Source organism: Caballeronia sordidicola (genome assembly GCF_000729995.1).
Taxonomy (GTDB): Bacteria; Pseudomonadota; Gammaproteobacteria; order Burkholderiales; family Burkholderiaceae; genus Caballeronia; species Caballeronia sordidicola_A.
In genome coordinates this window covers 611,743-631,501 of record NZ_JNFG01000199.1, presented here as the reverse complement: position 1 = coordinate 631,501, position 19,759 = coordinate 611,743, and the positions used below count along the sequence as shown (strand labels likewise).

The following is a 19,759-nucleotide window of genomic DNA, read 5'->3' as shown; positions in this document are numbered from 1 at the left end:
TCAGATGCCGGACTGCTTAAGCGGCGGTGCCAGGACCGTCAAGAACCGCGGTGCGCCTTCTTCGATGACGCCCGGATTTCATCGAGGAAAAACCGCAAGCCGCCCAGTTGCTGGGCGAAGTAACCGCCGCTTGCCATCGATTCAGGCGCGCGTCGATCTCCTGTCGCGGGGTACTCCGCCGAGAAATCGGCCGTGCGAAATACGATGTCCCAGATCGGGAAAACGGCGCCGTAGTTGCAGGAATTACGGCCAGCCGCGCGCAGCCCATGATGCAGACGGTGAAAGCGCGGCGAGACAATCAGCCTGTCGCCGAGCCAGCCAAAGGACAGGCGGATATTGGCGTGACTCAGGCTTTCGATGAAACGCATGAACAGGAATAGCAGCGGGAACTGCAGCGGTGGAATACCAATCGCCAGACCGACCACGCCAAACCAGATTGCCGCAATAAGATCGTCCAGCAGGTGATTCCGGTCGTCGGACCAGAAGCTCATCTGCCGTTGCGCGTGGTGCAGCGCATGCAACGCGTACCAGCCGCGCCATGAGTGCGACAGGCGGTGACGCCAGTAGTCCGCGCAGTCGAGAATCAGGGCGTATGCAAAAAACGTGACGATCGGGTGCCCGAGCAACGCCGGCACGACGGTTTCCACCGTTGGCGGAATATAGCCGTGAGCGACCACAAAACCGTTCACCCACACCTGCACCTGATAGAACAGCAGGAAGCTGACGACCGGCAATACACCGACACGATTGAGCACCGTATAGAACGCGTCCGTCATCACTGTTTTTCGATCTTCCCAGTGCTCGATCGGGAACAGTGCCTCCAGCGGCCAGCACACGGCATAGGTGACGATGACCGCGAACATCCCGTACACACACACCAGTACCCAGTCGAAAGACAACTCTTCCCACTGCATCCAGCCGAAGTGATAGAGCAACGGCAGAACGAGGTACTGGTCGATCTCGCCGGCGAGGATGTTGAACAACCTGTCGAGGAATATCAGCATGACGTTCCTTACAAGGTTTCCGCGGTGATCGGGCCCTTACGGCTCAACTCGGAGTTAAGGAAAATGCCATGCGGCGAGCGTCCGACATCAATGGTTTCGTAAGCGCCGCTTTTCGGGTCCAGCACTGCGACCTGTTCATGAAAGCGCAATGTGATCCATAACTTTCCGTCCGGCGCGATGCCAATGTCGTCCGGTCCTGCAGCGTGGAACGGATACGTGCGTTGGATCGCGAACGTGGTGGGATCGAGCGCGACCAAAGAGCCGCCAATGCGGTTGGACACATACAACGTGCTGCCATCCGGCGAGAGGAAAATGTTGTGCGGACCGACGCCCGTCTTGACTCGCCGCAGCACGTCACCGGTGACCGGGTCGACCTCCGCCACATGGTCGCTGCCCATGACGCAGACAAGCACCTTACCGTTGTGCCAGAGCACGCCGGCCGGAGTTGATCCTACCTTTGACTTCCAGCGTATCGTCATGGTGGTCAGGTCGAACGAGACAAGTGTTCCTGAGCCTTGCATGGAGTTGAAGCTCCAGCGGGAGTCCGGCGAGAAATCCAGATGACTCGGCATGGAGCCGGGCGAGAAACGCTTGGCGAGGCTCAGGTCGTCAGCGCGATAGACATCGACATAGTCGAGCCGAAGCGCGTTGACAACGAGGTAACGATGATCCGGCGTGAAGCCAAGCTGGTAGGGATCGGCAATGACCTTGTGACCGAGCGCGGTACCGGTATGCGGATCGACGATGAACAACGCATTGCCGCTGGCATCGGCGATATAGAGCTTGTTGCGGTCCTGCGAAAGCGCCCAGTGACTTGGCTCGCGTAGCGTGGGCAAGGTACGAACGACTTTGCGCGAGGCCATGTCGATGACCGAGACACTGGCTTCGCCGGAATTCATCACGATGGCCAGCGAGCCAGTGGCGGCGTTGGCGGCGCTCGCGATTTCAGAACGGAGCGCCATAAGTGGCGACAGACTCAGGCTCAGGGGAATGGCGAGGCCACGGCCAAGCACTGCGCGGCGTGAAAGCTTCATGGGAGTATGCATTTCGGAAATCGGCTTTCTATTTGACAGGAAGGGGCGCCGCGAATTCAGGTGGAATCCTGCACGGAGGAAGATCGGCAAACTAACGACGCCCCAGATACTTTCAGTTCCGTAATCGGACTCGTGAATTCAGATGAATGATGTGTGATTGTCGCATTTTTGCTCGAAACCAACCTGCGCTGAATATGTTTCTGACGCAGATTTCGTTTGCGGCCGTGGCCCGGCGGACGACCCGATCAAACGAGCCGGCGCCGGGGTGCCCGTATTCCGTTTATCAATGGATTGCGTCGACCCGTGCAGTGCCGACGCAGGTCCGTCACCGGCTTTCGGTCAGCCCGGACCAACCCGGCAGATAGCGTGCCTCTGGCGTGTGCGCGACGGCTTTGGCCTGATCCAGCGCCTTCGCAAAGCTCTTGCGGATCTTGCTCTCCGCAACCCGCGGACGCAGGAAATCAGCCCACAGGAATTCGCTGAACGGCGTCGCGTCCTTGGCGAAGCCACCCACGCGGCGCAGTTCGCCGGCGAGACTTCTATACGGATCGTCCGTCAGCCCGGTCACTATCTTGGGGAGATGCTCGAAATCGTATCGCGAACCGTCCGCACCGAACGGATGAACCCATTGGTTGTGCTCCATCATGCGCCAGAAGATTGCCTCATCCAGCCACGAGAGGTCCTTGAGCATGGCGACCTTCACTTCCTTGACGCCTTCTTCGAGCAACGCAAGCCCGAGGTGATGATGGTCGACGATGTAGTAGAGCTTCTCGGGACCGAGCACGGCGGGAAACCAGTGAGACGCAATGGCCTCGGTGCGTGCTTTCTTATTCAGCGTTTTCCAGTGCTCGCGCTTTGCGATGACTTCGCGATAACCCACCGTCATCTGCGTGGGCCGCAATGCGGCGAGTTTCGCGGGGATCAGGTGATTGTCGGGATGCAGGACCATGTTCGCCTCATGAATTTGAATTGCCGCAACGATAGCGCGGTTACCTTACGCCGACAATTCCGTAGGCGATGCGGGCGAAGGGCAATGTCGGCAGCGGGGCGTTCAAGCAAGACCCAGGCGATGAAAAATGCAAAGTCTTTTATCAAGGTCATCGCTTTGCCGGCAGCAATCAATTGGCTGCGGCGCACGTTATTCATTGTCGATTTAATTCGGCATACGAATCAAAAATTCGAAACAAAGTGATTTCTTGTTTCGACAATGGTAAGAACGGAGCGAGCGGCTCCCGGCTACGGGTGAGAATATACGGGAAGCCTATCCTCACGGGCTGAGAGGCTCGCACACGGCCACACCGAACGCGGATTAGCGTTGATCACCAACCACGTGCGCAGACCTACGCCGGGCCACCCATGACGAGTCCGCGTCCTCTGTTTCCAGAACGGTGCGGACTTTGAGTCACGTGTGACGGAGTGGAGACATTCTCGGTTTTGCGGACTTTGTGGCGCTGTTCCCATGCGGTGTATCGGCTGAGAGCGGCGTCGAATTCGATCAGGTAGTCGTGATCCTTGACCGCGCCCAATTCGTTTTCTTCGCGCAATTCAACCGCCATCAGCCAGGCTCGCCGCCCGAATTCAGCGCAATGCCCTTTGATGTATGCGGCGAACTCGCCGACATCCGGGCATCGATCGTTCGATTGGATCCGCTCGGCGTTGTTCGTTTGATCGGCGCTGAAGGCGCGAAGGTACGATGCCTTTCCGGCGTCGAGGTCACGCCACTGAACGTCATTGGAAAATGCAAAGGGCGGTATCTCTATGTCGCCCATCTGAACGTGCCGCTGCTCCGACAGGTCACGGCGTTCCGCGCGATCGATGGTCACCTGACAGCGGTGGGCAAACTCTTCGAGGGTAATGGCCGCGGCCAGTGCGGTATGGCGACCGGCGTGAACACGCCCGGCGGCGCTACGTGTTGAGTTGCGCTTGCGAGCAACTACATTGCAAGTTACGTTGACGACCGCGCTGAAAACTCCAGCGCCTAAGGCGACGGCTAACCAAGGCGACATAGTTGCTCTCGCTAGATTTGACCGGCGCGTCTCCGGCCGGTCTTCACAGATGCCAATCCACAACTAGACAACGCCCTGCGCGCGGTGCAAGTCCTGTCATATCGGAATCAGCTTGGTCAATTTAATCATTTTGATATGACCTATGTCACTTTATTTCATGAAGGACGCATGCAGTGTTGTGAAGATTTGACACAGTGGAAACCCGCTCCTGCGAGCAATGCAAATGCCTTGCGGATGGCGTGGCGAATCCGTCAGACAGTAGCCCAAGCAAAATTCGGATTTTCCTGTTCATGCCCTCTTTAGTTTGGGCATCGGGTCCGCTTCGCCAGCCTTCAGGCGCTCTAGCCGCTCGCTCGCTGCAGCGAGTACGCCCAGCGGCGCGCTGTGGAGTTGCGCATCGTGCACGCACACCACGCTGGCGAGCTGTTCACAGTTTGCGTTGTCCAGTTTCCAGACGCCCGTAGCGTGGCCTTGCGCAAACGCGGCGTTAAGCGCTGCCTCGCTCTGCAGCCACGCCTCGCGGCTGATTTGTCCGTATCCCGCTTCGGCGACGTACGCCGTCAGGATCAGGACTTCTGCAAGGGATTGGGTTCCGGCGATCCATCCGGCGCCGTCGCGCAGCGCCTGAAGTGCGCAGTGAGCGTGCAATGAAAGTGTGTCCGCCTCCGTCCTGGGCATCGGAAGAAGCTGCATTTTAGACAGGCGGACACGCGTTGCTTGTGCGCTGCGGTTAAACGGTAGGGGTCGGGCCATGGAGTCGTCGGGAGAGTTGTCCACAGGTTAACGTACAGGTCGCGGTTATTCTGAAGGGGTGACAGCCCGGCGATTTTGTTCGAATTGTTCGATTACGCTGACTGCCGCCTTGCATTGCTCGAGGTCGAGCAAATTAATGTTGCAGGCTTTCGGCTCTATTTTCAGTTCCCCGGCCAGCCACTTATAGCCCTTTGACCTTGCCTCAAAGATGCTGACGCCGTCGCGCCTGGCCTTTGCCTCCGCCATGGGTTCCAGTGCGGCGTGGAGTTTTGCTTTCGATTCCCGCAATTCGGCGTTCGCCAGCCGGCCGAGCGGGAGGTTGCGCGTACTGCGCGCGAATATCCCGATCCAGGCCTCGCAAGGTGCGCATAGCCATAGCGGCCCGTGCCCGTCTTGATACGGGTAAGCGGTCTCTCCGGGCCGCACAAGCGAGGCCTTTGCGCCGCAATAGTCGCAATTCGGATGAGGCAGGGCTTGAACCGGACGGCCGACTCGCATGATTGAAAGGTTGCCAGAGGAAACTGGGAATATAGCAAAAGCCAAGTTCGTGCACGACGGTATAGGCGGCAAGCTGAATGGAATGTGGATGCCGGCCGGATTGGGTGTGCATGCTGGGGTTTCGTCGCGGCGGACGGAAGAAGGCTGCGCGCCATGGTGAGCCCGAGGCCGCGAGTGAAGGTGGTGACGAGGCAGCAGAGTGTTTGATCACCAGTCTGGCAGATGCGGGGGCGTTACGCCGCCCGGATTTTAACGAATTCTTACGGGCGGCCCGATGCACGGCTGCCCGGTGACATGGGTTCCAGTGTGGCATCGAACCGGCTTGACCGCGGAGCGATGCCGCAAAGGGAACGCGTCTGGCTCAGACAACCGTGATCACGATGTCGATGTTGCCGCTTAAAGCTTTGGAATAGGGACAGGTTTGGTGCGCGGCATCGGCGAGAGATTGGGCGACTTCACGGTCCAGACCGGGAAGGCTGACATTCAGCCGCGCCTGGAGGAAATACGCGCCCGCAATCGTACCCAGGTCCACTTCAGCGTCGACTGCCGTGCCGGCGGGCAGGGCAAGCTTTAATTTGGCTGCGGCAAGACCCATTGCGCCGATAAAACAGGCAGACCAGCCTGCCGCGAGCAGTTGCTCGGGATTAGTGCCGGCGCCTTTGCTGCCAGGAGCGGAAAGGGCGATGTCCAGACGGCCGTCATCGCTGTGGGACGCACCGTCACGACCACCCGTAGTGTGGGTCTTGCCGGTATAAAGTACTTTTTCAACTTGTGCCATGGTTGACTCCTTGTTTGGTTGCGTTGCGTTCAGTTCAGTTCAGTGATGTAAATAGGGCGTACGGGGGGCATCCGCCAGTTCGCGCATGCCCGATTGCGAACGGGTTTCGCTTACGCCGCCAAACGACTGCCTGGCGATGTCGACGTTGGTCTCAGCGCTGGCAAATTCGGCGCGGACGGTCTGTGCACTTTGACCACGTTGCGACGAGGGGGCGCCGACGATCGGGTTGTAGTGAGGCACCGGACCATAGCCGCTGCTGGCAAATGCGGGGGCGGCGATTGCTGTACTGATTGCGATGATTGCCACGCCGATAAAATGTTTGTTCATGGTGAAACCTCTAGTAGGGAGTAGTGCAGGTCGATCTTTTTGACTGGTCGAATGCTATGAAATTTATTGAGCTAGGTTCTACTAACTGAAATAATTCGATGACGAATGCTTAGTCACATGCCTCCCCGATACAACGTGCTGTTAAGGCGAGCGAGCTGTCCGTCCCGCTCCGCTTGAACCAGTTCCTGACGAACTTGCGTGCGGGTCTTGGGGGCAATGATGTCGCGGCTCGGCGACCATTGCTGTGTCTGAACATTGCTGGCTGCTTCGCCGGCCGACCCATCCGTGCCGGCGGCATGGGCCCAACCCGACACTGCGCATGCAGCAAAAGCCAAGGCAATCATTGAGCGTTTCATGTAACTCTCCTGAGAAGGTTTGATCAGTGCCGGTGCATCCGGCGTTGATGCATTAGAACGCCTGCAGGTATCCGGTTTGTGTCCATAAAACCGTGGAAATCCAATGCTTTGTATCGATGCGACGCTCAGATACGTTGCGATACAAATCCGCGAGGTGACGCTGTAACGGGCCGAAGAGGCACATCCCACACACCGGTTGGTCGCGTCTGAGCGGCCGAGGAAATCCATTGGGTACTCGGGGGATGCATGCGCCCCGACGTAACGAACACAACCCTGGAACGAAGCAGGGCCTTAACCATCGGAGCACGAATTCCGATGGTTAAGGCCCTGCTTCGTTCTTTACTGCGAGAGCGCAGCCTTTGACTCAGGGACGCGCGTAGATCGGGCCGAGACCGTTCACGTCAGACCCTGTCGCGCGTGAACTTGCCGCAGCCGTACCGCTGGTCGACGAGCCATACGATGCTGCTGATACGCCGTTCGCCGCGTCTATCCGCGCTTGCGCCGCTTGAATGTTCTGCGGATATTGCGTCTGGTCGCCAGTGGGGTTATAGCCGGCTTTTTCCAGTTGAATCAGTTGAGCGCGCACTTCGGCCCGGGTAAGGGGTTCGTTCGATTGAGCGAACGACACGGCCGGGATGGCAACGACAGCGGCAATGATCAGCGATTGAACGAGTTTCATGATTTCCTCTTGAGAGTCTGTTTCCGCAAACATCGGTTCGCGTGTTAAGTGGTCGAAGCTGAATCGAGTCGGATTTGCGTTGGACTGGATTCGAATCCGCCGTGAAGCGTGGCTGGCGTGAATGTATTAGACGGCCTGGACGTATCTGGCTTGTGTCCGGCATGCACTGGGGTGCAACGTTATGTGTCCACGCGCCTCGCAGATACATTGCGATACAAACGATCGGCGTTACGTCGATGAACTCGCCGTCGTCGTAGCAAACACTGGAGGTGTTGCCCTCCGGATGGCCGTATCGGAAATCAACCAGGAGCCAAGTTTCGTGCATCGAATGTTGATGACGACGCGGCCCGGGGACAAAGGATCGTCACGCTCGGGACTAGGTCAGCGTGCAACCAGCGCGGTGGTCGTGGGTGGCAATACGTTTTGCGCGATGACGTTGGCCGTGAGGGGATGATCGTTGGTTTGGCTGTGGTAGCACGGATTCGAACTTGAGTTCAGACGCGCGCCGCGGCGACCACTAGCAGCGGGCGTTGTCCACATTACATTCCCGAAAGACGCGTCGACATCCCACCGCCCGTGACTTATCGCCGCGGCGATATGACGCCCATATCTTCCCCGCTATGGGTTCTAAATATTGACAGTGATACTTTTCGAACCGTCACTGAGGCAGCGGTCAGGCCAGCCGGGAAAACCCGCGCAACGACGCTACAACCACGACCCGACGCCAGAACGCCCCCCAAAAAGCAGCAACGCAAACCAACGCGAGCACCGAGACATGAGCCAGCCTATCCGCTTCTACCACCGCAACGCGATCCGCGAAGTCAGCGACGCAGACGTCACGCGCACAGTCCTCCAGTACCTGCGCGAAGACGCGCTCTGCACCGGTACGAAAGAGGGCTGCGCCGAAGGCGATTGCGGTGCGTGCACGGTCGTTTTGGGCGAACGAGATGAAGCAGGCGGCGTCAGCTTCAAGGCGGTCAACGCGTGCATTCAGTTCCTGCCGACGCTCGACGGCAAAGCGCTGTTCACCGTCGAAGACCTGCGTCAGCCGGACGGTTCGCTGCATCCCGTGCAAGAAGCCATGGTCGAATGCCACGGCTCGCAGTGCGGCTTCTGCACACCGGGCTTCGTGATGTCGATGTGGTCGTTATACGAGAAGCACGGCCACGAACATTCATGCGCGAACAAAACCGTACCGTCACGCGCGGACATCTCCGACGCGCTGACCGGCAACCTGTGCCGTTGCACCGGCTACCGGCCTATCGTCGACGCGGCGGTGCGGATGTTCGAAGTCCCGGCGCCCAAAACGCCGGTCGATGTCGCCGCGCTGTCCCGCACGCTCGCCACGCTCGAACGCGAAGACACGTTCCGATACGAACACGCGGGCCAGCGTTTCGAAGCGCCGCGCACCGTTGACGAACTCGCGCGCATCAAGGCCGCAGAACCGTCGACGCGCATTCTGTCCGGCAGCACCGACATCGGCTTGTGGGTCACCAAACTCATGCGCGATCTCGGCGACATCGTCTACGTCGGGCGAATCAGCGCGCTGCAGAAGATCGAAACGTCGGATGACTGGATCGAAATCGGTGCGGGTGTCACGGTTGAAAAAGCATACGAGGAACTCGCGAAGCACTATCCCGAACTGAAGGAAATGTGGAAGCGCTTCGCGTCGCTGCCAATCCGCAACGCAGGTACGCTCGGCGGCAACATCGCGAACGGTTCACCGATTGGCGATTCCATGCCCGGCCTGATCGCGCTCGGCGCGCACGTAGTCGTTCGCGGAAACGACATCGAGCGCGAGATGCCTCTCGAAGACCTTTATCTGGCCTATCAGAAGAAGGACATGGCCGAGCACGAATTCGTTCTCGGGTTGAAAGTGCCCACGCGCACTGGCGTACGCGCGAATCTGCAATTCCGTACTTATAAGTTGTCCAAGCGTTTCGACTCGGATATCTCGGCGGTGTGTGCGGCGCTCTCGTTTATAGCTGACGGCAACATCATTCGCGATCCGCGCATCGCGTTCGGCGGAATGGCCGCCACGCCTAAGCGCGCGACGCACGTTGAAGCGGTACTGCGCGACGCCGACTGGCACGAAGCCACCGCGCAGGCAGCCATGCTCGCGCTCGCGAAGGATTACGCGCCGTTGTCCGATATGCGCGCGTCGAGCAACTACCGGCTCGAAGCCGCGAAGAACACATTGCATCGCTTTTGGCTCGAGACACGTCCGGACAATCCGTTGCCGAAAGCGGCGCTCGACGTACGCGCAGTGACTGCATCCTGAACCTCGAAGGACACGGAGAACAACAGAATGAATCAGCAAGCCGAACCGTTCCTGAAGGACATGAAGGAAGCGAAGGATCTGCTCGAAGCAGACTTCACGCAGGTCCACGTTTCGCGTCCGCACGAATCCGCGCATCTGCACGTAAGCGGCCGCGCGAGCTATACCGATGACATCCCGGTGGTCGCCGGTACGTTGCACGCGGCGCTCGGGATGTCGGCGAAAGCGCATGCGAAGATCGTGTCGATGTCGTTCGATGCCGTGCGGGCAGTGCCGGGCGTTGTCGCCGTCTTCACTGCCGCCGATATCCCGGGCGTGAACGATGTCGGTCCCATCATTCACGGTGACGACCCGATCCTCGCCGATGGCATCGTGCAGTTCGTCGGTCAGCCGATGTTCATCGTGGTCGCGATGTCGCACGACATTGCCCGCCGCGCCGTACGCCGTGCGGAGGTCGTGTATGAAGAGTTGCCGGCGATCCTCACGCCGCAACAGGCGCGTGCGGCCGACTCTCGCGTGCTGCCCAAGATGAAGCTTGCGCGTGGCGACGCCGGTGCGAAGATTGCATGGGCCGCGCATCGGGAAAGCGGCGAAATGCTGCTCGGCGGCCAGGAACAGTTTTACCTGGAAGGTCAGATTTCGTACGCCGTGCCGAAGGACGACGATGGCATGCACGTGTGGTGCTCGACGCAGCATCCGTCGGAAATGCAGCACATGGTCGCGCACATGCTCAACGTCGCGTCGCACAACGTGCTGGTCGAATGCAGGCGGATGGGCGGCGGCTTCGGCGGCAAGGAGTCGCAATCAGGCTTGTTCGCGTGCTGTGCGGCGCTCGCCGCATGGAAGCTGCTGTGCCCGGTGAAACTGCGTCCGGATCGCGACGACGACATGATGATCACCGGCAAGCGGCACGACTTTCACTACACGTACGAAGTCGGCTATGACGACACCGGCCTGATCGACGGCGTGTCCGTCGACATGACATCGCGTTGCGGCTTTTCGGCTGACCTTTCAGGCCCGGTGATGACCCGCGCGCTGTGCCATTTCGATAACGCGTACTGGCTGCCTCATGTGTCGATCGACGGGTTCTGCGGCAAGACCAACACGCAGTCGAACACGGCATTTCGCGGCTTCGGTGGCCCGCAGGGCGCGTTCGCGATCGAATACATTGTCGATAACATCGCGCGATCTGTGGGACTCGATTCGCTCGACGTGCGCCGCCGAAATTTGTACGGCAAGACCGAGCACAACGTGACGCCGTACGGGCAGGCGGTCGAAGACAACGTGATTCACGAATTGCTCGACGAGCTCGAAGCCACCAGCAATTACCGCGCGCGTCGTGAGGCTGTGCGCGAATTCAACGCGAACAACGATGTGCTGAAAAAGGGGCTCGCGTTGACGCCGGTGAAGTTCGGCATTGCGTTCAACGTGACTCACTTCAACCAGGCCGGCGCGCTGGTGCACATTTATACCGATGGCTCGGTCCTCGTGAATCACGGCGGCACGGAGATGGGCCAGGGGCTCAATACGAAGGTCGCGCAGGTAGTCGCACACGAGCTCGGCATCCGTTTCAACCGTGTGCGAGTGACCGCGACCGACACGAGCAAAGTCGCGAACACGTCGGCGACCGCCGCGTCGACCGGTAGCGATCTGAACGGTAAAGCCGCGCAGGACGCCGCCCGGCAATTGCGCGAACGGCTTGCCGCGCTGGCCGCCGAGCACTATGGCGAAGGCCAAGTCGACGCGCGCGATGTGCGTTTCGTCGACGACCGGATTGTGGTCGGCGACAAGGCGTTTCCCTTCGACGAAGTGATCGTGCAGGCGTATCGCGCGCGGGTGCAGTTGTGGTCCGACGGTTTCTACAAGACGCCGAAGCTCTACTGGGACCAGGGGAAGATGCAGGGCCGGCCGTTCTCTTACTACTCCTATGGCGCAGCGGTTTCCGAAGTCGTGATCGACACGCTGACCGGCGAAATGCGCGTGCTGCGCGCTGACGCACTGCATGACGTGGGCGCGTCGCTCAATCCGGCTTTGGATGTAGGGCAGGTCGAAGGTGGCTTCATCCAGGGAATGGGCTGGCTGACGACCGAGGAACTGTGGTGGAACGCGGGCGGCAAGCTGATGACCCACGCACCCTCGACGTACAAGATCCCGACGGTCAATGATTGCCCGCCCGTGTTCGACGTCCGGTTGTTCAAGAACCGCAATGTGGAGGACAGCATCCACCGGTCGAAGGCAGTCGGTGAGCCGCCCTTGCTGCTGCCATTTTCGGTGTTCTTCGCGATCCGCGACGCAGTGGCGAGTGTAGGCAATAACACCGTGAATCCGCCGATGAACGCACCCGCGACCAGCGAGGAAATCCTGAAAGCGGTGGGTGCTGTTCGCGCTGCAGTGGCGGCAGCTGCTGCCGCTCACTGATTCGAGGCTTGCTATGGAAATGCTCCAGGAATCTGTCGTTGTCGGCCGTCGTAGCGGGGTGTCTACGCCACCGGCTGAACCGCCGACGCATATCGTGTTGTTCGGGGCGGGGCATGTCGGGCATGCCCTTGTCAAGTTGCTGGGCATGCTGCCTTGCGTGGTTCAATGGGTTGATGCACGCGACGAACTATTCCCGGATGAAGTGCCCGGCAACGTAGAGATTGAAGCGACGGATACGCCGGATGCGATTGTCGATTCGGCGCCGGCCGGCGCGTGCTTTCTGGTGATGACGCATGACCATTCGCTGGATTTTTCGCTAGCGACCCGGATCATGCGACGCAATGATTTCGCTTACTTCGGCATGATTGGGTCGAAGACGAAACGCGTGAAGTTCGAGCGTCGATTAGTCGATCGGGGTGTGGACCCTGCGCGATTGACTGAGATGACCTGTCCGATCGGCGTGGAGGGAATTGTGGACAAGGCGCCTGCTTCTATTGCTGTAGCGGTTTGTGCGCAGTTGATGCAGGTCAGGGCTTTGTCGCAGTATGGCGCTCGGCTATGCCTGGGGCGTGAAGGCGAGCGACTTGATCGATAGCAGGTCCTGTGAACCACTGCCCGGTGGTGACAAGGGGAGGCCCCATCATTGATTACTGACAGGCTCTCCCTCAGAAACGAATCCCGCTAAAGCTTCGGCAATGATTCGCAATTGCCGTCAATGTGCTCGCCCGCAAATGCCCTTGCGACAAACTGCGTGGAATCTGGAAGCGAGCCATTGACGGTTCCGGAATGGTCAAGCGTCGGATATAAATGCCATTCGATCCGGTCGCCAGCCTTGCATGCGTTGGTGACCAGCGCGACCTGACCGGGCACAAACACATCGCGATCCTTGCCACCCGTGCCGACGAAAATCGGAATGTCCGACTTCAGTGTTGGATACGCCGCTTCGCGGTTGATTGCAGCGAGCGCCGGCTTCGGCGAGCGCTTGAAGCTGCTGTCGAACGTGAGCCCGTCCGCGACGATCCTCTGTTCAATGGCGTGCAAGCATTCGCGCTGACTGGTTTCGAACGCCGGCATGGCGTGCTCGTTCAGGTAGTCCCCTGGTACGAACGACGGATCGAGCAGCGTGGCGGTGCTGAGTCGCAGCATGTCGTACGCAAAGGTCGGGAGGACCGACCTGCGTGCATTCGCCAGCTCCGCGTCATCCGCACGCTCATGGACGGCTGCGTACGGTGTGCCGGTTGCGACTACACCAACAATATTCAACTCGGGCGCATAGGTCTTCGCATAGACGGCCGTCGCGAACGCGGCGCGACCCCCTTGCGATTGCCCGAATACGACCACCCGCGCCGACAGGTCGAATCCGCCACGGATAACCGCGCGGATGCTGTCGAGGACGCCGTACGCGAGAGGGCGTGTGAGCCCGTACGGATGCAGGCCGGGTGTCCCGAGACCCTGATAGTCAGTCGCGACGATTGCATAGCCTTGGGCGAGCCAGTAGTTCAGATAGCGCGTGTCGCGTCCGCTGCGGCCGGCGAATGACGGCGAACACACGTCGGCGCTGCCGACAGTGCCGTGCGCCCACGCCATCAGTGGCCAGCCGCCTTGGGGCGGCGTTCCCTTCGGCACAAACAGCGCACCGGAAACGACAACCGGCGTGCGGTTGTCGAGACCGTCTGTCGACGTATACAGGATCCGGATATTCTGGCCGGCTTCAGTGAGGCTTTGCTGCGGCGTCAACTGTTCGGTGCGCAGCATTTGCCCGGGCGTTTGCGGCACCTGCTCCGTCCAGGTGTAGAACGCGGGGACACCGCCGTCGCCGATGACGGGCTCCGATGCGGCGACGCCCCTTGATGTGCCGATGGCAGCCGCTATGACCAGCATGAATAGTCGCCCGAATTTTGCACTGGACATCAAAGTGTTTTCCTTTGTTTTGAGGTGGCATCGGCCGACTGAGTGTTCCACCCGGACATCGAGGCTGGCAATACATGTGTTTGATTTTATTTTAAGGTCGTCACATCAGGTAAAGCGATTCGGCGCAATCCTCGAACACGCTGGTCTTCACAGAACAATGCATATGCAAAGCTGAAATCGATAGAGCGACGCGGCGAACCCACGACTACATTATTGCGCTGTCACAGTGAGATATACGCTCGGCATAACAGTTCAGGTGACGCATTGCCGATTGCGCGTTCCAAGCTCGGTAAGCTATTAGAAGGATTTAAAGATTATGAATGCACCCTCTGAGATTTCTGCAACGTCGCGATTGCATGCAGCGCTGGCCGCGCTGCCGGCGTTGGCGCATGAAATAGGCGAGGACGCCGCTCAACGCGAGGCGCGGCGTGAGTTGCCGTTCGATGGCTTTGCGCTGTTTCGCAAGTCCGGTCTCGGCTTGCTGCGACTCCCGGTCGAATGGGGCGGACTGGGCGGATCGCTGGAAGATCTCTTTCATGTGATTGCCACGCTCGCGGCCGAAGAGTCAAACGTCGCCCATGCACTGCGGATCCATTTCGATCTTACCGAGTCGCTCTTGTTGTCGCCGCGTTCAAAGTTCAACGACACGCAGATCCAGCGCTTGCTGGACGGCGCGATATTCGGTGGCGCTTCGACTGAGCGCGGCACATCGCGGCCCGGCGAGATCGGCACGATATTGCGACGCGATGGCGAGAACTATCGTGTCACGGGCAAGAAATACTACTCGACCGGAACAGCGTTTTCCGACTATGCCCGCATCAACGTGCAGGGTGAAGACGGTAACAACGTGGTAGCGGTCATTCCTGTCAATCGAGAGGGTATCCAGGTGCTGGACGACTGGGACGGCATGGGCCAGCGAATGACTGCCAGCGGCAGCCTGGTTCTCGACAACGTACAAGTCTATGCGGACGAAGTCGCACAGCGCGGTAACTCAACCCTGGCAGGACGGCATGGCGGGGCGTTGCGGCAGTTGCACCTCGTCGCGGTGGCCGCGGGCATCGTCCGCAATATCCTCGCGGATGCTGAAAACTACGTGCTCAAACATGGACGGCCGGTGCTTCACAGCCCGGCGGCATCGGCGCGCGAGGATCATTTCATCCAGCAAGTGGTGGGCGATCTCGCGGCACACAGTCATGCAATCGATGCGTTGGTCCAGCAGAATGCGCGCGTACTGGACCGGTCGGCGAACGCCATTCGCAATCGGGATGACAATGCCGAAGACCTGGTGCTGCAGGGCGCGCTGGCCACGGCCAAGACACAGTTAGTGGTGAGCAAACTGGCGTTGCATGCGGGCGAACGTTTGTTCGAGGCGGGCGGCGCGTCGGCCACGTCGCGTGTGCACAACTTCGATCGCCACTGGCGCAACCTGCGCACGATCTTTAGCCACAACCCTTTGTTGCACAAGGCGCGAGTGATTGGGGGTTATCAGTTGAACGGCGATACCACGCATCTGACCGAGGGGCGCGTGTTCTAAGGTTTTCCGTGTGCGAGACAGGCCGTTAGTTCGCACGCGAGGAAACGCGGCAAGACCAGCGCACAGTGGTTCAAGTTGTCGATTCATTCACAGCGACCCCGCTCGCATGGAGCGGAAATCGTTCGATTCGTCTCTCTTCTTCGAGGATTAACAAAATCGTGAGCCAAGACCTTTTACTGCTGCTGGAGCCGGGTTTCACCGATCCTAAATATCCTGGTGAGCGTTTCATCTGCCCGGATGGCGCACCTATCGAAGGCCTGCTGGCCAGCGATCCGTCGAAGACCACACGCCTTGATGTCCATCGTCTGCCATTTGCGCGCCCGCGCGAAGCGGTCGTCGCTGCGCTCGATGCGGACCACCAGAGCTTGCCCGTCCTGATTCTCGGAGACGAGCATCCGGTGCCTGCCGACGTGCAGACGCTCGGCGACAAAAGCTTTGTGACCGATACGCGTCGCATCCTGGATCTGCTCGCCGAACGCCACGGTTTTCCGAAGGTCCATTGATGAACCGGTAAGCAACCCGCAGCGTTGGCATACCGCTATCAGCATCCGTGGCGCCCATGACCTGCAAACTCACGCGGACTGCTGCAAGCCGTTGCCAACCTGTTGCCTGTTGACCAGTTGCGCATAGACCGAGTTGTTCGCGAGCAGTTGCGCATGAGGTCCCGCTTCAATCACCGAGCCGTGGTCCAGCACGATGATTAGATCGGCCTCGCGTACCGTCGCGAGACGATGCGCGATGATCAACGTTGTGCGATTGGTCATGAGAGTCTTTAGCGCGGCGTGTACCTGCGCTTCGCTGATGGCGTCCAGATGTGACGTTGCTTCGTCCAGTACCAGTACCGGCGCATCCTTGAGAAAAGCGCGCGCGATGGCAACACGCTGACGCTGTCCTCCGGACAACTGAACGCCTCGTTCACCTACCCGAGTAGCGAGGCCTTGCGGCAGCGTTGCCACGAAGTCGGCGAGCGATGCCTGCTCCAGCGCGAGTTGCAGTGCTTGCGCGCTGGCATCGGGCCGTGCGAGGCGGATGTTGGCCTCGAGCGTATCGTTGAACAGATACGTGTCCTGCGATACGAGCGCAACGTGCGAGCGCAGCGAGTCTAGCCGCAAGCGCCGCAAGTCGACGCCATCCAGCTGGACCGACCCTGTATCGGGATCCCAGAAGCGCAGCAGCAGGTTCGCAATGGTGCTCTTGCCGGCGCCTGAGGCTCCCACAAGCGCTGCGGTAGATCCGGCACGCACGCGGAAAGACACGCCATTCAACACAGGTTGAGCGCGCTCGGCGTAGGCAAAGCGAGCGTCTTCAAAGCGGACCTCCGATCCTCCTGGCGACGGTTGCAAGTCGCGATCTCCATCGAGCACCGGAATGGGTTCGTCATGCACGACCCTTAACCGCCGAGCCGACGCGATCGTATCGGCCAGTTGCCTGCCCACCTGCGCGATCTCCGCCACCGGCATGAAGGCTGCCACGGCGAGCAGAATCAGCATGGGCAGCCAGGCCGCCGAAAGCTGCCCGGCCGAGACCAGGCACGCGCCCACTACAGCAACTGTCAATCCGCCGAGGCCGGTCGCCACATCCAGCAGCGCGGTTTGTCGAGCCAGATCCGACAGCAGTGCGAGCCGGGTCATGCTGTATTCGCGTGCCAGCGCCATGAACGCTTCTCGCCTGCGCCCGGTCGCCTGGAACGCGAGCAGATCGGATAAACCCTGGATGGTCTCCGTCATGTGCGCACCGAGCAGACCCAAGGATTCGCGTGCCTTGCTGCCCAGCGCATCGATACGGTTGCGCCCGCGCACCGGCGAGAGCATTGCGTAGGCCAGGAACGGCAGCAGCCCGAGCGCGAGCGGCCAGGCCGCCGTGGCGAGGACGGCTATCACCGCGGTCGGCACCAGCACCGCGACGATTGCGGGGGCGACAGTATGTGCGTAGAAATATTCGATGGTCTCGACGTCTTGCGTAGCGAGCGTCACGAGGTCGCCGGAGCGACGGCGCATCAGGTAGCCCGGCGCCAGACGATCGAGTTGTGCGAACAAGCGGATTCGAAGATCCGCCAGCAGCCGGTACGCCATGTCGTGCGCGAGCCATGATTCAAGCCAGTGCAGCACCGCGGCGAGCGGGGCGACGAGCAACAGATACGTCACGATCGCCTGATGCGGATTGCCGGCACGCAGCGCTGCGACCAGCCATGCGCCCAGCACGCCAACGCCGATGAAAGCGGTCACTCGCCCAACGCCCAATAGAATGGTCAGCACCAATCGCACTCGCCAGGGATGGATTGCCGAGACTAACGAGGCAAGGGTGGCCTTCCAGTCCAGGGTTCTCGCGTCGGCATCGAGCTCGCGCAGACCTTGCACGGCGTCTTCTTCCGTCTCAGTGGATGGCGCAGTCTTTGCGCTGAGCACACCTTCCTGAAGACCGACTGCGGCTGCATCGGAGCGCAACGGCAAGACGCTGCGAGGCGTCGCCTGCGCTCCCATCAAGCGGTGATACAGCCCGCTTCTTTTCATCAGTTCATCATGCGTGCCACTCTCCGCGACAAGGCCATCGTCCAGCACCAGGATGCGATCGGCGCCGATCACGCTCGATAGACGATGCGCGAGAATCAGCGTGGTGCGGCCTTGCATCAGACGATCCAGCGCCCGTTGAATCAGTGCCTCGTTTTCCGCATCGACGGCTGAGAGCGCTTCATCCAGTATCAAGATCGGGGCATCGCGCAGCAGTGCCCGGGCAATGGCAAGCCGTTGGCGCTGGCCGCCTGACAGTTGCACACCGCGCTCGCCGATAGAGGTCTGATACCCGTCAGGCAGGCTCGAGATAAAGTCATGAGCGTAGGCTGCCCGCGCGGCCGCTTCCAGTTCATCGACGGTGGCGTCCGGGCGTCCGAGCCGAAGGTTTTCCTCGACGGTACCCGCGAACAGCATCGTGTCCTGCGCGACCACCGCGATCTTCGCGCGCAGTGCATCGGGGTTCAGCGTACGCACGTCCTGACCTGCAATGCGGATACTGCCGCTTTGCGGATCGTACTGGCGCAGCAACAGGCGAACGATCGACGACTTGCCTGCGCCGCTCGGTCCCACGATGCCGATGCGCTCACCGGCCGCCACCGAGAACGTCAGCCCACGGTGCGCAAGGCCCCGGCCGCCGGCATACGCAAAGCTTACGTTGTCGAAATCCAGTGACGCCTGAGTGCCGCGCAACGGCTCGGTGCCGGCTTCGGGCATGGGCGGGTTAGCCTCGAGCAGCGAGCGAATACCCGCCGTCGCGGCCTGCCCGAGCATGCCTTGGTGCAAAACACTTCGCAGGTCGCGCAGCGGCCGGAAAATCTCTGTACCTGCCATCAGGACGATCAGGAGCGTAGTCAGGCCCATCTCCCCGTGGGTCACGCGCCATGCGCCAAGGACGAGCGCCAGCGCGGCGCCCACAGCCGCTCCAAGATCGACGATGCCGCGTGTAAGAAGGCCTGCTGCAAGCACCCAGAAGGTGTTGTCGGAGACAGCGCGTGCCTGCGTAGCGAGGCGTTCGCCCCATACGCGGCTTTGCCCGAACGCCTTGAGGGTCGGCAGGCCCTGGACTGCATCGAGAAACGTTTCGCCGAACTCCTTGAATGCCTGGGCGCGCGCAAGGCTGGTGCGGCGTTCATGCATATGCACGGCGATCGGTCCGAACAACGCCACCAGCGCTGCAGCCAGCAGCACGGTGGCCACGGGCAAGTCCCAGAATGCGATGAACCCGAAGATGGCAAACGGCGCGCAAAGAGCCACGGCCAGCTGCGGCAGATACTGCCCGAAGAAGGTCTGCAACTGCTCGACGCCGTCGATGACCGACAGCATCACGCCGCCCGTACGTTGTTCGGCGAACCAGGCCGGCCCGAGCGTCACGATGCGGTCATACAGCTGGCCACGCAGCGTTTCCTGAGCCCGTGCTGCGGTGCGGCAGGCTACGCCCGCGCGCCAGTGATCCAGCAACGCGCGCAGCACGATCGCAGCCGCCACGGCGACCGAGGGGGCCACCCACGATTGCCATGGACTGCCTCGCAAGACCAGTGCGAGCAACTGGCCGAGAAACACAAAGCGTGCGATTCCGGCCAGCAGGGCCAGCAATCCGACAACGATGCTGAGCACCATGTGCCCGCGTAGCCCTTTAGTCAGTTGCCAAAGGCGAAGATCGAAATACATGCGGG

17 protein-coding genes are annotated in these 19,759 nt (G+C 60.4%); 5 read left to right on the top strand and 12 right to left on the bottom strand.

Annotated features, from left to right (window positions below; genetic code table 11):
* Positions 1-38 precede the first annotated feature (38 nt).
* From FH08_RS0137590 to FH08_RS0137540, 10 genes are all read right to left on the bottom strand, one after another.
* On the bottom strand, positions 39-1,004 hold the full coding sequence (locus tag FH08_RS0137590) for a sterol desaturase family protein (RefSeq protein ID WP_031363278.1): 966 nt from the start codon (positions 1,002-1,004) through the stop codon (positions 39-41).
* Between the two features lie 8 nt (positions 1,005-1,012).
* Positions 1,013-2,038: a YncE family protein gene (locus FH08_RS0137585; protein WP_235210628.1), complete on the bottom strand. Its 1,026-nt coding sequence runs from the start codon at positions 2,036-2,038 to the stop codon at positions 1,013-1,015.
* Positions 2,039-2,363: 325 nt separating this feature from the next.
* Positions 2,364-2,987, bottom strand: a complete 624-nt coding sequence (locus tag FH08_RS0137580) for a ParB-like protein (protein WP_031363276.1) — start codon at positions 2,985-2,987, stop codon at positions 2,364-2,366.
* 391 nt (positions 2,988-3,378) lie between these two features.
* A complete protein-coding gene (locus FH08_RS52235; protein ID WP_152603014.1) occupies positions 3,379-4,107 on the bottom strand; it encodes a hypothetical protein in 729 nt (242 codons plus the stop codon).
* A gap of 225 nt (positions 4,108-4,332) precedes the next feature.
* Positions 4,333-4,722 (bottom strand): hypothetical protein, encoded by a 390-nt coding sequence (locus tag FH08_RS0137565; protein ID WP_235210627.1) that lies wholly within the window; start codon positions 4,720-4,722, stop codon positions 4,333-4,335.
* Between the two features lie 120 nt (positions 4,723-4,842).
* Positions 4,843-5,295, bottom strand: a complete 453-nt coding sequence (locus tag FH08_RS0137560; RefSeq protein ID WP_031363273.1) for a zinc-finger-containing protein — start codon at positions 5,293-5,295, stop codon at positions 4,843-4,845.
* Between the two features lie 361 nt (positions 5,296-5,656).
* A complete protein-coding gene (locus tag FH08_RS0137555) occupies positions 5,657-6,073 on the bottom strand; it encodes an organic hydroperoxide resistance protein (RefSeq protein WP_031363272.1) in 417 nt (138 codons plus the stop codon).
* A gap of 39 nt (positions 6,074-6,112) precedes the next feature.
* The gene (locus FH08_RS0137550) at positions 6,113-6,400 is read right to left on the bottom strand and encodes a hypothetical protein (protein WP_031363271.1); all 288 of its coding nucleotides are present in this window, start codon (positions 6,398-6,400) and stop codon (positions 6,113-6,115) included.
* 113 nt (positions 6,401-6,513) lie between these two features.
* Positions 6,514-6,756: a DUF4148 domain-containing protein gene (locus tag FH08_RS0137545; protein WP_031363270.1), complete on the bottom strand. Its 243-nt coding sequence runs from the start codon at positions 6,754-6,756 to the stop codon at positions 6,514-6,516.
* 364 nt (positions 6,757-7,120) lie between these two features.
* Positions 7,121-7,435, bottom strand: a complete 315-nt coding sequence (locus FH08_RS0137540; protein ID WP_031363269.1) for a DUF4148 domain-containing protein — start codon at positions 7,433-7,435, stop codon at positions 7,121-7,123.
* Positions 7,436-8,210: 775 nt separating this feature from the next.
* Between FH08_RS0137540 and xdhA the strand changes: the two genes are divergently transcribed.
* From xdhA to xdhC, 3 genes are read left to right on the top strand one after another with little or no spacing between them, the layout of a single operon-like run.
* Positions 8,211-9,716, top strand: coding sequence for a xanthine dehydrogenase small subunit (gene xdhA / locus FH08_RS0137535; RefSeq protein ID WP_031363268.1), 1,506 nt, complete (start codon positions 8,211-8,213; stop codon positions 9,714-9,716).
* 27 nt (positions 9,717-9,743) lie between these two features.
* Positions 9,744-12,131, top strand: coding sequence for a xanthine dehydrogenase molybdopterin binding subunit (gene xdhB, locus FH08_RS0137530; protein WP_031363267.1), 2,388 nt, complete (start codon positions 9,744-9,746; stop codon positions 12,129-12,131).
* Positions 12,132-12,144: 13 nt separating this feature from the next.
* The gene (gene xdhC / locus FH08_RS0137525; protein ID WP_031363266.1) at positions 12,145-12,726 is read left to right on the top strand and encodes a xanthine dehydrogenase accessory protein XdhC; all 582 of its coding nucleotides are present in this window, start codon (positions 12,145-12,147) and stop codon (positions 12,724-12,726) included.
* Between the two features lie 86 nt (positions 12,727-12,812).
* Here the strand turns inward: xdhC and FH08_RS0137520 are convergent, their stop codons facing one another.
* Complete coding sequence (locus FH08_RS0137520; protein ID WP_031363265.1) at positions 12,813-14,042, bottom strand: lipase family protein; 1,230 nt, start codon at positions 14,040-14,042, stop codon at positions 12,813-12,815.
* A gap of 316 nt (positions 14,043-14,358) precedes the next feature.
* On the opposite strand from FH08_RS0137520, the gene FH08_RS0137515 reads away from it, so the two are divergent.
* Together FH08_RS0137515 and FH08_RS0137510 are read left to right on the top strand one after the other, a co-directional pair.
* Positions 14,359-15,576 carry an acyl-CoA dehydrogenase family protein gene (locus FH08_RS0137515; RefSeq protein WP_031363264.1) on the top strand — a complete coding sequence of 406 codons (1,218 nt, stop codon included), beginning with the start codon at positions 14,359-14,361 and terminating at the stop codon, positions 15,574-15,576.
* A gap of 158 nt (positions 15,577-15,734) precedes the next feature.
* Positions 15,735-16,079: a DUF3088 domain-containing protein gene (locus tag FH08_RS0137510; protein ID WP_031363263.1), complete on the top strand. Its 345-nt coding sequence runs from the start codon at positions 15,735-15,737 to the stop codon at positions 16,077-16,079.
* Positions 16,080-16,148: 69 nt separating this feature from the next.
* Here the strand turns inward: FH08_RS0137510 and FH08_RS0137505 are convergent, their stop codons facing one another.
* Complete coding sequence (locus FH08_RS0137505; protein ID WP_031363262.1) at positions 16,149-19,754, bottom strand: ABC transporter ATP-binding protein; 3,606 nt, start codon at positions 19,752-19,754, stop codon at positions 16,149-16,151.
* Between the last annotated feature and the right edge of the window lie 5 nt (positions 19,755-19,759).